Annotated in this window: 17 protein-coding genes; 10 read left to right on the plus strand and 7 right to left on the minus strand. The window is 49.4% G+C overall.

Annotation, left to right across the window (positions count from 1 at the left end):
* The first annotated feature begins 2 nt into the window (after positions 1-2).
* The gene (locus tag HV242_RS23755; RefSeq protein WP_249417875.1) at positions 3-1,109 is read left to right on the plus strand and encodes a hypothetical protein; all 1,107 of its coding nucleotides are present in this window, start codon (positions 3-5) and stop codon (positions 1,107-1,109) included.
* 256 nt (positions 1,110-1,365) lie between these two features.
* Here HV242_RS23755 and HV242_RS23760 read toward each other — a convergent pair whose 3' ends face one another.
* Both HV242_RS23760 and HV242_RS23765 read right to left on the minus strand, forming a co-directional pair.
* Complete coding sequence (locus tag HV242_RS23760; protein WP_111969558.1) at positions 1,366-1,956, minus strand: helix-turn-helix domain-containing protein; 591 nt, start codon at positions 1,954-1,956, stop codon at positions 1,366-1,368.
* Positions 1,957-2,316: 360 nt separating this feature from the next.
* Positions 2,317-2,697, minus strand: a complete 381-nt coding sequence (locus tag HV242_RS23765) for a winged helix-turn-helix domain-containing protein (RefSeq protein ID WP_111969557.1) — start codon at positions 2,695-2,697, stop codon at positions 2,317-2,319.
* Positions 2,698-3,358: 661 nt separating this feature from the next.
* Between HV242_RS23765 and HV242_RS23770 the strand changes: the two genes are divergently transcribed.
* A complete protein-coding gene (locus HV242_RS23770; RefSeq protein WP_111969556.1) occupies positions 3,359-4,225 on the plus strand; it encodes a winged helix-turn-helix domain-containing protein in 867 nt (288 codons plus the stop codon).
* A 509-nt stretch (positions 4,226-4,734) separates the two neighbouring features.
* On the opposite strand, the gene HV242_RS23775 is transcribed toward HV242_RS23770, so the two are convergent.
* The gene (locus HV242_RS23775) at positions 4,735-5,145 is read right to left on the minus strand and encodes a type II toxin-antitoxin system VapC family toxin (RefSeq protein ID WP_111969555.1); all 411 of its coding nucleotides are present in this window, start codon (positions 5,143-5,145) and stop codon (positions 4,735-4,737) included.
* On the minus strand, positions 5,142-5,372 hold the full coding sequence (gene vapB, locus HV242_RS23780; protein WP_111969554.1) for a type II toxin-antitoxin system VapB family antitoxin: 231 nt from the start codon (positions 5,370-5,372) through the stop codon (positions 5,142-5,144). The genes HV242_RS23775 and vapB overlap by 4 nt, the downstream gene beginning before the upstream one ends.
* 614 nt (positions 5,373-5,986) lie before the next feature.
* On the opposite strand from vapB, the gene HV242_RS23785 reads away from it, so the two are divergent.
* The 7 genes from HV242_RS23785 (at position 5,987) to HV242_RS23815 (ending at position 11,408) form a co-directional block, all read left to right on the plus strand.
* Positions 5,987-6,313, plus strand: coding sequence for a hypothetical protein (locus tag HV242_RS23785; protein WP_111969553.1), 327 nt, complete (start codon positions 5,987-5,989; stop codon positions 6,311-6,313).
* 33 nt (positions 6,314-6,346) lie between these two features.
* The gene (locus tag HV242_RS23790; protein ID WP_111969552.1) at positions 6,347-6,676 is read left to right on the plus strand and encodes a hypothetical protein; all 330 of its coding nucleotides are present in this window, start codon (positions 6,347-6,349) and stop codon (positions 6,674-6,676) included.
* Between the two features lie 693 nt (positions 6,677-7,369).
* A complete protein-coding gene (locus HV242_RS23795; RefSeq protein ID WP_111969613.1) occupies positions 7,370-7,717 on the plus strand; it encodes a hypothetical protein in 348 nt (115 codons plus the stop codon).
* Positions 7,714-8,496 (plus strand): site-specific integrase, encoded by a 783-nt coding sequence (locus tag HV242_RS23800; RefSeq protein WP_181616952.1) that lies wholly within the window; start codon positions 7,714-7,716, stop codon positions 8,494-8,496. Before HV242_RS23795 ends, HV242_RS23800 begins: the two co-directional genes overlap by 4 nt.
* 453 nt (positions 8,497-8,949) lie before the next feature.
* Entirely contained in the window at positions 8,950-9,582 is a 633-nt protein-coding gene (locus HV242_RS23805) for a ParA family protein (RefSeq protein ID WP_111969550.1), read from the plus strand.
* Positions 9,582-9,944: a hypothetical protein gene (locus tag HV242_RS23810; protein ID WP_111969549.1), complete on the plus strand. Its 363-nt coding sequence runs from the start codon at positions 9,582-9,584 to the stop codon at positions 9,942-9,944. Before HV242_RS23805 ends, HV242_RS23810 begins: the two co-directional genes overlap by 1 nt.
* Before the next feature lie 105 nt (positions 9,945-10,049).
* Positions 10,050-11,408 (plus strand): hypothetical protein, encoded by a 1,359-nt coding sequence (locus HV242_RS23815; protein ID WP_181616953.1) that lies wholly within the window; start codon positions 10,050-10,052, stop codon positions 11,406-11,408.
* 299 nt (positions 11,409-11,707) lie between these two features.
* Here the strand turns inward: HV242_RS23815 and repE are convergent, their stop codons facing one another.
* The 3 genes from repE to umuD form a co-directional block, all read right to left on the minus strand.
* Positions 11,708-12,463, minus strand: coding sequence for a replication initiation protein RepE (gene repE, locus HV242_RS23820; protein WP_111969547.1), 756 nt, complete (start codon positions 12,461-12,463; stop codon positions 11,708-11,710).
* 443 nt (positions 12,464-12,906) lie between these two features.
* Entirely contained in the window at positions 12,907-14,178 is a 1,272-nt protein-coding gene (locus HV242_RS23825; RefSeq protein WP_111969546.1) for a Y-family DNA polymerase, read from the minus strand.
* Positions 14,178-14,609: a translesion error-prone DNA polymerase V autoproteolytic subunit gene (umuD, locus tag HV242_RS23830; RefSeq protein ID WP_111969545.1), complete on the minus strand. Its 432-nt coding sequence runs from the start codon at positions 14,607-14,609 to the stop codon at positions 14,178-14,180. The genes HV242_RS23825 and umuD overlap by 1 nt, the downstream gene beginning before the upstream one ends.
* A 231-nt stretch (positions 14,610-14,840) precedes the next feature.
* Here umuD and parM point away from each other — a divergent pair, with 231 nt between their 5' ends.
* A complete protein-coding gene (parM, locus tag HV242_RS23835) occupies positions 14,841-15,812 on the plus strand; it encodes a plasmid segregation protein ParM domain-containing protein (protein ID WP_181616956.1) in 972 nt (323 codons plus the stop codon).
* Positions 15,813-15,814: the final 2 nt, after the last annotated feature.

Below are 15,814 nucleotides of genomic sequence, written 5' to 3' on the forward strand. Positions count from 1 at the left end.
GTATGAAAAAAAAATTAACTAATATTGTGTCCGGCAGCACCATGAGCATGGTGCTCTTATTGACCCAGACAGCACCGTTGCAGGCGGAAACCATCACTATCGGAAAAGGAACCGGAATATTATGGGAAGGGATGCCGTACAATAAAACACTATCGGGCCCGATGGTTAGCGCTCAGTTAAATCCCATCTACGGACTTCTGGCTATTTCCAATAGCTCATCAGTATGCATGGCAAGTACCAATTTGACTGACATTGCGGGGTTCAGGGCCTTACCTCTTGGAGGTGTACCCGGAATCGGGCTCGTCCCGCGCGCAACCGGGTCGGCTACCTATGTACGATATAATGGCACCACAGAAACATTGACCGGAACCATTGGGCTACCAAAAACCGAGGGAAGGGTCAGTACTGGCAACGGCGTTAACTCGCCACCAGAAAAGTCCTGGTGCCTGCCACCCGCGATGGGGGTTAACGCCCAGTTTTATAATATTTCGGCTACTCGCACGGCATCGTTAAGCGGTACCTGGGTACTGGTGGCGGACGGGACTCAGCAAGCCGGAGAAGCTATAATTGCCCCCATGTATTTTGGCAGTTTTTCTCTATCATCGTCAGGCGACAGAAGTACTTCAATTCTGCCTTCGAATATAACCCTGCGGATTTCCACACTGGAATGTACTGTCAATACCCCGACAGCTGTCAGTTTCGGCAATGTTAACCGTTATGATCCTCCCGATGCACAGATGGCGATAAAATCGGTGCCCTTAGTGACTACCTGCGGACAGCAAACAGACAGGATCAATGCTAATATCAACCTCCAGTTCCGGGCGCTGACAGGCAATTATAATGGACAGTCAACTCGTCTTGCATTTGCTCAGGGCGGCGCTATTTATCTGACCGGAGAGATTGATAAAGGCGTCACAGGGAGTGGTGCGTGTAACGCAACGACAGGGTTACGTTTTGACAATACTCCGGTAAAAATAGGAAGCATAACTTCAGCTGAGGGTAGTAAGACCCTGACCAACCAGGTCACCTGGCGGATGTGCTCAGGTTCAGGGTCTAAACCGGCCGGACCCGTCAGCGCTCAGGCTGAAATGCTGGTTACTTTTAACTGAACCAATGGTAATGCAACCGGCAGAAAGAACAACAGTGTAAATTTACTTCTCTGACAAAACAAATACCCGGGCTGTGATGAACTTACCGGGTATTTTTTCATGAGGCTAAAGCTGCCGGGTAAGAAGGATTGCGTGAGGAATATCATTGAGCCATTCTTTGTGCATGGTGAAACAGTCCGTTTAAAGACTTTTAAAGATTCATGCAGGTTGTATATTCCTTCCCGGCTGACCTGTTACTGAGCGAAGCTCTGACATTTCAGACCTCGTGATGTACTTCCTCCTGTTCCCTGACTGACAGAGCAATCAGCAGCAAGCCCGGGAACGGGAGCATATCCTGAATACGGTTAACCCCCATTTTCAGACATACTCTCTTACGATGTGCATAGATGGTCTTATTATTAAGACCCGTTGTCATGGCAATTTCTTTTATGTTCTTTCCGTTAATGGTGCCTGATAGCACCCGTTTTTCTGTAGGAGTAAGTTTTCTGTAGTCTCTGATATTGATTAACCAGTCATTTTTAACGAGGATATCATCTAAAGTTTGACTTAATTCCCCGGGAGTGGTTTTTTTGTTAACAAAAACATGTCCGAGATTAGCCCTGAGGAAATCAGGACTGATATTTCTGTTTGTGTTTATAAAAATGAATCTGGTGTTATGAGCAATGCTAAGGTGAACGCTGAAAATCTCACGATGTATTATATTATCATCAACAAGAAACACATCTGTTGTTGGGCTGGTGATTTTAGAAATAAAGCTTACAGCATCAAGGCACTCTATTACTGTAGGGAGCATGGCATGTTCAATGCCTGTTCGAAGATAAAAATTATCAGTGAATAAATACATCATTTAATTAACTCAATCCTTTTGGTCAAATTGCACGCGGAATAATAGCTGTTACGATGGGGGGCTATGCTCTGCCGGTAATAACGTTTAAAAACAAGTATCTGAATCTCTCACGTACAAACTGTTCATATCCCTGAGTCATTGCGGTTGTAGTGCTTCATTTCCTGTCCGGCCAGATAAAACTGCAATTAATTCAATATTAAAATCACAGCGCTATACTATCTGGCTGGACAGGCATGAATTTACCCTGGCGTTGTTATATCAAAAACCGATCAATCACTGGCCAGACTCATAATTGAACTGATGGATGTAATGACAATACAGTTATTTTTGAGCTTACATTGTTAAATTAATACACTCAGGCTAGTGAACTAACAGAAGCGATACCTTATCTTTATCAACACAGTATCCTGTTCCATGAACATTTTTTATAAAATCATCATGCAGTCCAAAATATGACAACTTTTTCCTGATGACATTAATTGACTGCCAGAGCCTTTGATTGGATGATGACAGGCCGTACGAATCCCAGACATGCTGCAGGATTTCAGATTTCTCTATCAGATCCTTCTGGCTGTGCATCATCAAATAGCTGAAAAGCCTGGCCTGGGTTTCATTCAGGGATGCGGCTTTGAAAATCACAGGCTTATCACACTCATCGAAACAATAGTAGACGATTCGCTTGCTACGAACGTCGAATAAAATTCTCTCATCAATAAGAAATCCATATAAGTTACGTTCCATTCTAATTCTCTTCGATTAAGGAATTATGCTGCCCCCGGCAAGAAGTTTCATTCATAACAATTATAGATTTAATTCAACGTTCAGCAATGTTAATATAAATGTAGTTTTGAGATGGTTAACAACCATTTTGCAACATTATTACCTATGTGACACCATGTAACTGGTGAATCATACTGGCTTTTGAATTTTTCTGGGGGTTAAGTTTTATCATGGCTACCTTTTAAAAAAGTAGTCATTTGTAGTTTATTTGCATTATAAGCAGAGCTTTGTTTTTATGGCGACATAAGCTGTTACTTATCATAAATATAGTTTTAAAAACTTCTTAGCGTACGAAAGCCCCTCTTAACAAATGACCATCAGAGATTAAATTCTCCAGATTTCACCCAACTTACAAACATACTACTGATCATTAATGATGTATCACACTCAATTAACCTCCTCTGAAGTGACGTCACTGTTAGTACTTATAAATCAATTTGTTATGATTTTTTATTATTTATGACCGCTAAAACCTTCTGCAAATCGCAGTGGAAATCATAACTTCACTTAACTATATGATATTAAATGTTTTTTATAATTAAGATCTTTTCCGTGGATGCATTATACTGGTACACAGAAAAGAACAATCGAACCTTTTATTATGTTTAGGTCATTGAAATAAATGAAAAAATTCATCTTACACGATCGTGTAATCTTTTCGCCTGAAGATAATAAGCTTACGCCGCTGGGGGCAAGGGGCCGGGACGTTGTACTCCACGTTCCTGTCAGTCGAATTTTATTTTTGTTGCTGAGCAAGGCCGGATCGATAGTTTCTCAGGAGGATATCTATAAAGAGGTGTGGGAAAATTATGGACAAAAAGTCACCCCTAACACGCTTTATCAGAACGTTTCCCTGCTGAGAAAGGCCCTGAAAACAGCAGGCCTCATAGCTGTAACAATCAAAACACATCCGAAGTCAGGTTTCAGTTTTTTCGGAAAGGTTGAACTGAGTGAAGAAGATGATGCACGGGATGACCAGACTCTGACGAATCCTTTTCAGAGCAGAGAGGCTGATATAGCCGGTCCGGAAGGTTCTGACAGGCTTAATGATAATTTTTCAGAAATTCATACCCAAAGTCTTCCACCCAGGGGGCTTTTATCTGAGTGCACCCGGCGGTACTGGCCCGTATTGATGACAGTCGCTTTGTTGGCTCTGTTGTGCGTCTCACTTGTGTGGCTCCTGCCTTCCGGCAAAGATACAGAATTTACTGTCGAACAAAAAATTGTAGGCAGAGTAAATAATTGCCCTGTTTATATTGATCGTGGGAACCATAAGGTGGATCTGACAAAAATCATGGCTTATCTGCGGGAAAAGGGAACCAGCTGCATCGAACATGATTTCCTGTATTTAACAAAAGCGCCATATGTTAATCAGGTCATCGTCATGAGCTGCAGGAGTACAGATGAGGTTTTAAACTGCCATCTTTTAATGAAACTACCTTCGTATCTTATACCCGATTCAGGCGTTATTCCGGGACAAAAAGAATAAATGTTCTGCCTTAAACAGTAATATACCTCTCTGCGAAAATTTAAAAAATTCGCTACATCATACTTTTATTCGTGGTCTTCAGGCATCAGGTCGGGTATCCACTCACTCTTGCGCGTATAATTCGTCACCTGTACAGCGCCGCCGGCGCTGACATACCCGGGAGCCGCGTTGTCGTCTGGTCCGGATATCAGCGCGCCCCGGATGTAGGTGGAGATGGAAAGGGGAAGCAATTCAGCCGGCAGCTATGGTCCAGCGAGGCCCTCAGACCGCGGGTGCCGAAGCACATTACGGTGCAGATAATGGCCGGGCCAATTGTAGGCAGGCTGCGCGTCACAGGCTGTTCCATGTCTGTCAGTACGGCTTCCACAGCTCGGGCATAATCAGCGGGCAGATACAGATCCCGGGCAGAGTAGTTCTCTGTGAAGTAAAATTCCGCCTCCCTCAAGAATAACGCCCGGCACGCTGAAGTAACGTGCCGGAAGTATGCGGGTATTCAAAAAGCCCGAAACTTATTTCACCCAGTCTTCCGGCACCAGGCCCGGCACCCGCTCAAACTCCCGCACATTATTCGTCACCAGCACGGCACCGGCGGCGATGGCGTGCCCGGCGATCGCCGTGTCGTTCGGGCCTATCGGCGTGCCGGCGAGGCGCAGCGCGACCTTAATTTCCGTGGTCGCATCCACCGCGGCGCGATCCCAGGGCAGGATGGCATCGAGGCGGGCGGCGAAGGCGTCAGCCAGATTCTGCGTGCCGGGACCGGACTCCTTCGCTGCCTGTGACAGCTCGGCCCAGGTGATGGCCGAGACCACGATACGGTGGCCGCGCAGCACCGCCTGCTCCAGGCGCTTCAGCACCGCTTCCGGCTGCTCGCGCATGATGAACGAGCAGATGTTCGTGTCGAGCATATAGATCCTGTTCACAGGTTAACCCGTCCTTCGTCGCTGACAACGTCCTCGCGCTCCGCCATAAACTCCGGGTCTGCTTTTCCCATCTGCGCGAACGAGCCCCAGGTCGGCCGGACGGGACGCAGGATGATGCTGTCCCCTTCCCGGACGATCTCCAGCTCGCTCACCCCCTCAAAATCCAGATCGCGGGGAAGGCGGATGGCGCGGTTGTTGCCGTTTTTAAAAATGGATACGGTTCTCATGATTCTCTCCCGGGTAAGTGCGGACATGTGATGCATATCCGGAATGTTGTTAATTGCACCGGGTGTGTGCATATGCTCAGTATAGGCAGATGCTCAGCATATGTATAGATGCGGCATATGCAGATGGTGAGGATATGCGTATGTCATGCCTATGCAGATGCCGGGCATATGGATATGTGATACATATCCAAAGCTCTTTTTTTTCCACTGAGATCCGAAAATCAGCAGTTCCGGATCTTCTCAGTTCCCTACGGGGCGCAGCGGCGCAGAAACACAACATGTGCCACGCCGTCAGCTGCGTTTTCTTCTATATATAGTGTTTATCCCCTGCCCCGCGACCGCCCGCTCACCATAGGAAAAGGGCGGTGTGGTTATTCCCTGACCGTGGTACACTTCCGGAAATAGTGAAATAACGGAAAAGTCGGATCATACCGCAACGACCATCCGGTAATTTAACTGCGTGGTTATATGGCTGATTATTATAAGCCTGCATATGATGACGGCAGGGGAAAATAATCAGGGTGACAGACGCAGGGTTGTGCCCAGCTGATCGTGCTGCACGTCATAATTACTCTGAGTGACTATTGAACCAGATACTATTTTTGAGGCGAGGTATGGGGAAACCAACATTTAGATCATTTTACGATGTGGTCCGGGAGCTTGAGGATGTATATGGCCATCAAGAGCTGTGGCTCTATTCAGGAATGACAGATGCAACGGTAGATGATGTGATTAACGCCAAACATTACTGGAAATCACCAAAAATCCTGAAACGTAACGGAAGCATTGTTGCAGAACAAATGGAAAACTCGGACTCATGGCAGCTTGTTGGTGACTACAAAAAACCGCTGTCCCAGCACTGTGCTCCGCCCTGGCAATCCTGTCAGATAGATGACTATTTTAAGGGGGCCTACATTCTCATTGAAGGAACGTGTAAATAATGGGAGGCGGGATTTCTCAGTAGAGGAAGGATTATGTGCGATTTTTGCAGGGCGGACGGAAATTACTTCCATACGCCGGAATGCGTTTACGACCAGCTGGTCAGTGAGTACCCCGTGATGTGGCTGCGGGACTCGACCCGGATCGGCGCCTGCTACACCCTCCGCGAACTGCTGTCGCCGGAGGGGATGGTGCTGGCCATACAGAACGCGCCACCGATGAAGGGATGGCGGCTGCGCATGCGGTATAACGAGGCCACTGACGAACAGATCGACCCGCAGTGCGGGGACTGTATCGAGCTGCTCTCCAGGACGGATGCCCTGCTTGCCTTTGAGCCGTTCCGTGGAGGCGCTGCGTCAGTATGACCGGCGGGATTTTTCAGTAAGGGAACAAATATGGCTGACTGGTTTATTGCGACCGAAGGCGTGAAGGTGGTGAAGGACAGTATTGGCCTGGCACCACAAATTATCACGGCTGTTACGTCGGTTGGAGCTGCTTTTGGCGGTGTAGCGCTGACGCATTACTTCACCCGCAAGCGTGAGGAAAGAGCGGCAGAAGAGAAACTGGTCCGCGAGCGCCTCTTTATCAGCACGGAACTGATCTGCCTGCTGGAGCACTTTGCCGATCAGTGCAGTGATGTGGCCTGCGATGCGGAGCCAGTGAAAAAAAACTGGTCGGTTAAGGCGCTGCCTCTCCTGAGTCTGGAAGGAGTCGAGGGAGACTGGCGTTCGCTTCCTCCCGGGCTGCTTTTTCGTCTCCGTAACCTGCCGGCGCTGAACAGGGAGGCCCGGTACGTTATTGAAAGCGTATTCCGGTACGAATCACCACCTGACGTCGCGGAATCCGCCCGGTATCAGTATGCCCGTCTGGGGCTGAAAGTGCTGCTGACAGCCTGGCGTCTTCGCCGGATCTGCGATCTTCCTCCCCCGCGCGAAGGGGAACTGTGCAGGCGGATCGGATCCATCCTGTGGCGCAACCGGCGCGCGCTGTGGCGCCGGCATGTGCAACGCCAGCGGAAGATACAGAGCTACCTGTCCCCTGATGAGAAAGGATCACCAGTGAAACCCAATTATCTCAACGGTCCGCATGCAAACGAAGCCGCCGATGACATTATTAGCCTTCTGAAACTGTGTCAGCAGTTGCAGTCAGAAAAGGACGGCAGGGAACGGCCGGCGCCCGGAACATATTCCCGCGATGAGGATGATTTTGCCGATCGCATCCGTTCCGCATGCGGGCAGGCCCTGCAGCTGCGCCGGCTGCTGCCGTTAGCGACGACCCTCAGCGCCATCGGCGCCGGGATGGAACGCCGGGGAGAAATCAGTGTGCTCCCGGGCGAGGATTACGCGCAGAAAGCACTGGCACGACTAACAGTGCAATACCTGTCCACCGGGGACAATAAACAATGATGCCGGCAATTCCAGGCCAGGGCGTTTCTTTTTCGGCCACGCAGCTGCCGGTGGCCATCGACTACCCTGCCGCACTGGCACTGCGCCAGATGGCGCTCGTTCAGGACGAACTGCCGAAATATCTGCTGGCACCGGAAGTGAGTGCCCTGCTCCACTATGTCCCCGATCTCCACCGCAAGATGTTGCTGGCAACCCTCTGGAACACCGGCGCGCGCATTAACGAGGCGCTGGCGCTGACCCGGAGTGATTTTTCCCTGGCGCCACCCTACCCGTTCGTGCAGCTGGCCACACTCAAGCAGCGGGCTGAGAAAGCGGCCCGAACGGCCGGCCGCTCACCTGCAGGCAGTCAGGCTCACCGGCTGGTTCCGCTTTCCGATGCTAACTATGTCGGTCAGCTGGAGATGATGGTGGCCACGCTGAAAATACCTCTTGAACGACGTAACAAGCGCAGCGGCAGAACCGAGAAAGCGCGCATCTGGGAGATTACCGACCGGACTGTCCGCACCTGGATCAGCGAAGCGGTGGAAGCCGCGGCGGCCGACGGGGTGACGTTCTCGGTACCGGTAACGCCCCATACATTCCGCCATTCCTACGCGATGCACATGCTGTACGCAGGCATACCGCTGAAGGTGCTGCAGAGTTTAATGGGACATAAGAGCATCAGCTCGACGGAGGTGTACACGAAGGTGTTTGCACTCGATGTCGCTGCGCGTCATAGGGTTCAATTTCATATGTCCGAAGCAGACGCTGTAACGATGATCAAGCATAGCTCATCGTAATATCAGCATTTAATCTTGCTGCTAGATTGCAGCTAATCAAAAAACCTTCAACACATCAGGGATTCCTGATGTGTTTAAACTCTGTATCTTTACCTTCAAGATTAAATCTTGCTGTTAGACTGCAGACATATCACAAGATACAAAGATAGCTGATATCTTGCAGCTAGATTGTAGTTTGATTTAGAGACAGCAAATACAATACCAAAGTCGGCTAGCTGCAAGATTGCAGCTAATACGAAATCTCTAGCTCATCAGGGATTCCTTATGTGTTTATACTATGCAACCTAACAATCAACATACAATCTTGCAGCTAGATTGCTGTTAGATTGCAGACATCTTGCAATTCGTAATGGGGGCTGATATCTTGCAGCTAGATTGCTGCTTAACTTAGTAGTAGCGACTACATTACCAATATACAGCTAGCTGCAAGATTGCAGCAAGAAAGGGGGCTAAATGGCCTGGATAGTTGGTTTTATTTCGCAGAAAGGTGGTGTTGGTAAAAGCACCAAAGCAAGAGCTTTAGCGCGCGAAGCTTCTGCCTGTGGCATCAAAACAAAATTAGGTGATCTCGACTTAGAACAGGCTACGAGTGCTGACTGGCATCGTAGGCGTCTGTCAGCTGGACTACCGGCTGTTGCTTCAGTCGAAGTTTTTGCTACAGCAAAGGAAGCGATAGAATCTGCAGGTGATTTTGATCTCCTGATTCTTGATGGCCCTGCGCGTGCAAGCAAAGGTACTTCCGAAATAGCTAAGGTTGCTGATCTTATCGTTCAACCAACAGGAGCATCCCTTGATGACCTGATCCCTGCGATTAAGGTTTTCAATGCACTGGTCAAAGAAGGAATTCCACGTTCCAAACTGGTTTTTGCTTTAAGCCGGGTAGGGACTGAAGCCGAGGAACTGGATGCCCGTGCGTATATCAGCGAAGCAGGGTATGAAACATTAGCAGGTTGCCTCTTTGAGAAACCAGCTTACAGAAAGGCTATGAACTCTGGCCTTGCGGTAACGGAAACACGATACAAAGGTTTAAATGAGAGAGCTGACGAACTTATCCAGGCGCTCATAGATAAGATTGGAGATGAGTAATGGCTGATGCATCGAAACTTAAAGCTAAACGAGCTCGCGGAGGGCTGGGTACTCCCCCTGGGCCAGATGAGGTTGCTACCAGTTTAAATGCACCCGAAATAGCGCCAGCTGAGCTTCAACATGTATCAGACTCAGTGTCTGAATCTAAGCCTGAACAGGAAGTTGATAGACCTAATAATCTGGCTTACACCCGGCGAGATGGTCGGTCAGCAAGAAAGACAAACCGGACATTAGCATTTGCGACACGCATCACTCCTGAACTTGATAATGAGATTAGAGACATAGCAGAACGTGAAGATCTCAGGCTAGTTGAAGTATTGGAAAATGCGATTGCCGCATACAAAAAACAGCAGGGATATTGATAGATAGCTGCAAGATAAATGCAATCTTGCAGCTATATTTTTAATGATTCTATATTGCAGCCATCTCGCTGCTATCTTGCAGCTATATAAATGAAAGGAGTCCGTATGGAGCTGGTATGGAAAACAGATCCACGAGGAGGTTTTGTACGTAAACTAAGCTTGGCTGAAAGAGAAGCATTGCTGCATGTCTTCAGCAACGGTCGTAAGCCAGCGCAAGCCGATTTACGTATAGCAAACTCTGTGCTTGAAGAAATGGACCGCCGTAAGTTGTGGCTAAAGTGTGATTGTGTCGAACATGATCCGAACACCGAAGGTCCGTTTAACTGTGAGGTTAATGTTGCCAGGTTACGCCACGTCAAGACGACAAGACTGCATGATGAACAATGCCCTTTGTTCAGGCTAAAGAAAAGTAAGGATGCTGATAACACTGTCACGGAAGGAAAAACCAGCCCACTAAACCCCGTAGGTGGAAACGACTGGTTACCTGACAAGAAGAAAGAAACCAGAATCTCCTCTGTGGAAGGGCCGGTGGTGTCCAGTAAGCGTCGACGCAAAACTCTTAAACCCATTCCGGCTCTGGGCCGAAAACTTCTGACCCTCATTCAGGCAGCCGGCCTGAACCAACTTGAACTGGTACCTGAATATCAAACCCCGGGGCTAGTCGGTTCGATCAACAGAATAAAAGAAGTTCTGGACGAACATACAATGCGCAATGGAACACTGCTGAATATGCTTTTCAGTTGCGCGCCCTGGCTGTCCCCCGAACGGATTAACGACATGCTGACCCAGCTGGAAGTTTCGCAGGAGACTGATAGCAGTGATAAGGAGGCCTGCGTGTATATCATTGGTATTGCTACCGATGCTAATCGGGAAGAAGTAATCTTTAACGTTCGGGGTAATAATTTTGTCCATAGGCCTGAAGCCCGGGTAAGCATCAATGGTGAAAACACCTACAACGCTGGCAGTCGGGCCCCTTACTGGGCAATCCTCGAATACCGCAGAGGTAGGGATGGCAAGGTTTACTGTCATGAGGGCTATGCGCATGCCGCGTATACGCTTGATAATCCGGTGCCTGTGGATAGCAATAAAGAGCGCGACACCCTTAAGGTAATAATAAACGCCAGCAGCTATGCAGGCCGTCAGGCAAATCATCCGGATGCGATCAGCCTCAGCAAGCCACTATTCACGTCGAAAAGCATTAAGAATGGGGTGGAAGAGGTCATTCATCCTGATTTCATACTGAATGTGGTACCGAGCAAAGAAAACACCGTTACCACTTTCATCATTGAAACAATGGGCTCTGAATCCGAGGAATATGTTGAACGTAAACTACATACACATAGCTGGATGGAGCAGGAGGGGGTTCTATTAACAGATCCTCCGAGTTGGCCAGAGCCTTCAGACAGGACATTTAACAGCTTCCTGCTCAAACACATTTTTAGTGCAGGGAAAATGCACCGGTAGTTACAGGTAGCAGCGTTGAATTCAAACAGTGACAATTAACCCTCAGCCTGAAGTGGAGAGGATTATCTTTAGTGTGACAAACTACACTCAGATCTGAGGGGATATGTGACAAGCTGCATTGAGGTAACTGTGACAAATTGCCCTCATTACGTGTTTTTAAAGCGCAAAATTGTCACAATTTAGTACCTAAAAACCAGCGTGGACAAAGGAAGGTGGTCTGTTCTGTGACAAATCACCCTGAGATCTTTAATCCAGGTGTGACATACCGCTCTCTTAACTGTGACAGATAACCCTCAAAATTACGCAGATTGAATAGAGGTTATATCACTGAAAGAAAAGACTATATGTGTTGTCTGTCGGCCTTTCTTTTTCTCAATATAAGACAGACGCATTGGCGTTCGACTGTTGATCTCATCGACGCTAGCCTGCAGGAAGCGACGGCGGAAGTCTGGCATACGCTGATAGCTCTGAGGGAGCTGGTAGCGCTCCATGATCCATTCGATTTTGAGCGATACAACGCCAGAACCATCCGGTTTACGGTACTGACAGAGTGACTCGTAAAGACGCATGGCATAAGGATTAGTAATCTCTTTCGTTTCACTTAGTCGGAACTGTGTAAAACGGTTCTGAAGCCCGATGAAGAAAGGGATTAAGTAAGGATTGATATGTACGCTGTAAAGTCCTCTGGAGGGACTATGCGCACGTTTGATGAACCAGGGAAAAGATTCATATCCCTTTTCTTCACCTGCATCCTCTTCAGGGCGATAAAAGACCACTTCTTTACCCGCGAATCCTTTCAGTGCCTGACGAATATCTTTACTGGCCTCGGCGGAGGTCAGACCGAAGGTTTCTGCATATTTGGCGACCTGAATTTCACAAATCCCGTCATGCTCCTGCAGCGTACCGTCAGATTTTCTGATCTGGTCCACAAAGAGATAAAGCATACGCTTTTGATCGCGAGATAGACTGTATGCCGCTTCAGTCAGTTCGTTTGACTGGACAATACGCGGGCTATTCTTGCGTTTTTTATGGTTAATAACCGCAACTTCCGTCATGACAGGTCCGTGTAAAGTGTGACAGGATTTTAGATTGTCACACTAAATAAAAAAGAGTCAACAGATAGGGATAACTTTGTGAATTGCCGCAGTGTCTGAGGGCAATTTGTCACAGGGTTAAGGGCAATCTGTCACAGATAAACAGGGGTTTTGAGGGTGATTTGTCACCCTGAAAGGGCAAATTGTCACATAGATCCTTCTCAAACCCGCATGAATAAAAGGCTGAGAGGTGCTCTAAAAAGGTAAACCTAACAACCCTTTAAAAAGATCTTATAAAAATATGGCCGTGGATAAGTGGATAAACCGGAACGGGCTAAATATTAGGCTTCGAGCGTAAGCAGAATTTGTCCGTGCAGTTCCCTGGTGCTTCCTCGCTCACTCGCGGGCTTCGCCCTGTCGTTCGGCTGCGGCGAGCACTACTGGCTCTCTCTGAAAAGCGAAATTTAACAGATCCTCGCTATGGGGATATCTTTCCAGCGGGTGGTGTACGCAGGGGAGAGCATGTCGCGTTTCATTTGCCATGCGGGCGCAATCCCTCGTCCGGCAAACCAGACCTGTCCCAGACCGGAATGATTAATGCCATCAAGAACCTTCATCAGCTCCGCGCTGTGAGGACGTGGCGGACGTTCGTCGAACAGCTGCAGCTGCGAAACACCGGAGCCGGTGAAATCATTCAGCATCACACCGGCTTTGGCATATCGGTGGCCATCCTTCCAGATACGCTCCAGAGCCGTTGTAGCGGCTGCAATGATGTCCCGGGTGTCCTGAGTGGGGGTAAGCAGTTTCTCGGTAGCCACGTTGCCATAGTAAGGCTCTTTAACGGCGAACGGAGACGTTTTGATGAAAACGGAAATATGCCGGCAATACTGGCGCTCTTTACGCAGCTTTTCTGAGGCCCGCTCTGCGTACTGACAGACAGCCTGGCGGAGCGAATCGTATTCAGTGACCTTCTCGCCGAAGCTACGGCTGCACACGATCTGCTGCTTTGTTGGCGGGGCTTCTTCAAGCGACATGCAGCTTTCCCCGTTCAGTTCGCGCACTGTTCGCTCGAGAACGACGGAGAAATTTTTCCGGATGAAGGCCGGGTTCGTCAGGGCCAGATCGAGCGCGGTCTTAATGCCCAGTACATTGAGCTTGCGTGCAATACGGTTTCCCACGCCCCAGATCTCTTCGACCGGCTGCAGTGAAAGCAGTTTCCGCGTTCGCTGAGGATTCCCCCGGGTCAGGGCGAGCACACCACGAAACTGTTTCCACTCCTTTGAGGCCCACTGGGCTGATTTTGCAAGGGTTTTTGTAGGCGCAGCCCCCACTCCGATGGTCAGTCGGGTACAGTCATATACGTGCTGGCGCAGCTGCCGGCCGAAGTCCTCCAGAGCCATGCAGTGCTCCACGCCGGTCAGGTCGAGGAACATCTCGTCAATCGAATACTGTTCCACCCTGGGAGTCAGCTCCTCCAGACAGCTCATCACGCGCGCCGACATCGAAGCGTAAAGCTCATAATTGCTTGAAAAACTATATATTTGTTCCGGGAAGGGCTCATTTTTTATCTGGAACCACGGGGTGCCCATTTTGATCCAGGGCTTTGCCTCGGCGCTGCGCGCGATCACATTTCCGTCGTTGTTGCTCAGGACGACGATTGGCTTTCCTTTCAAATCCGGGCGGAAAACACGTTCGCAGCTGGCATAAAAGCTGTTCACATCGGCCAGGGCAAACATCAGTACATCTCCCTCGGGCGGTGGATGATGTGCGTGACGACACCAAAGATATCCAGATCGTCCGGGTCGGGATAAATCGGCGACCAGGCGGCGTTCATGGGCTGCAGCGTCAGTCGTGGCGTCAGCAGCAGCCGTTTGACCGTAAACTCCCCCTGCACGCTGGCCACAACAATATCGCCATGCCGGGGCTTCTCGGCACAGTCCACAACCAGCAGATCGCCATTGTACAGGCTGCCGTCGGCCATGCTGTCTCCGCTGGCGCGAAGGTAGTAAGTCGCGCTCGGATGCCGTATGCAGTAATCATGGAGATCCAGATCGGCCTCGACATAATCAGCTGCAGGGCTGGGAAAACCGCAGCTGGCAAGGTCTGCAAACAACGGATGGGCCTGTGGCGGGAGTTCTTTCCCGGTGCTGAAAAGCTGCAGTTTCATCTTTCCTCCTGACGTCTAAATATACTGGTTATCTATACAGTATATTTAACGGCGTGAGGATAATCCAGATTGCCTGCGCCATGAACAGAGTGAGTAACCTAAGCTACTCAAAATGTTCGTAAATATCATTTTGATTCTTTAGTGTTACTCATAATGAGAAATAAGGCTTTTATTTTTCCATTTTGCTCTTATAATGTGTATCAAATTGAGTTTAATTGACGGAGCATAATGATGAATATTTACTGCGATGATGGTTCAACTAATGTTAAGCTGGCATGGTTTGAAGGAAACGAGCTGCAGACCCGGGTTTCTGCTAACTCCTTCCGGCATGGCTGGAAAGTGGCGGAGTTCAGTGCTGCAACGTTCAACTATCAGGTGGGCACGCTGAAATACACCTGGGACAGCGTCAGCCGGGATGCCATCCCGACAACAAACGTGGAGTATCAGTATGGTGATCTCAACCTGCTGGCCGTGCATCATGCGCTTCTGAACAGCGTGCTTGAGCCGCAGCCGGTGAGCCTGACCGTGACGCTGCCCCTGAGCGAGTATTATGACGGGGACTGCCAGCGGAACGAGGAGAACATCCGACGCAAACGGGAAAACCTGATGCGTGAGCTGGTTCTGAATAAGGGCAGGGCATTTACCGTAACGGACGTGAAGGTGATGCCGGAATCACTGCCGGCGGCGTTCTCCCGTCTCGCGGAGCTGAAGCCCGGACCCGCAGAGACCACCCTGATTATCGATCTCGGCGGAACCACGCTCGATGCCGGCGTGATTGTCGGACAGTTTGACGATATCAGTGCGGTACACGGCAATCCGTCTGTCGGCGTGTCGCAGGTCACCCGCGCAGCTGCAGGCGCGCTGCGGGCTGCAGACAGCGAAACCAGCGCGCTTATTGCTGACACGGTCATCCGCAACCGCAATGATCGTCAGTATCTGCAGCGTGTGATCAACGATGCCGGAAAAATCGACGATGTTCTGAACAAAATTACAGAGGCAATCACTTCCCTGGGTGCGCGTGTCACCAGTGAGCTGACGGCCTTCAGGAACGTTAACCGGGTATTCCTGGTCGGGGGAGGGGCATCCCTCATTGAAGAGGCTATCCGTCAGGCCTGGCCTCTGGCTCCTGACCGTATTGAGGTTATAGGCGATCCGCAGCTGGCGCTGGCCAGAGAGATTGCCCTTTACAATAAAGAGGACTAAAC

The organism is Enterobacter sp. RHBSTW-00593 (genome assembly GCF_013784105.1).
Classification (GTDB): domain Bacteria; phylum Pseudomonadota; class Gammaproteobacteria; order Enterobacterales; family Enterobacteriaceae; genus Enterobacter; species Enterobacter ludwigii.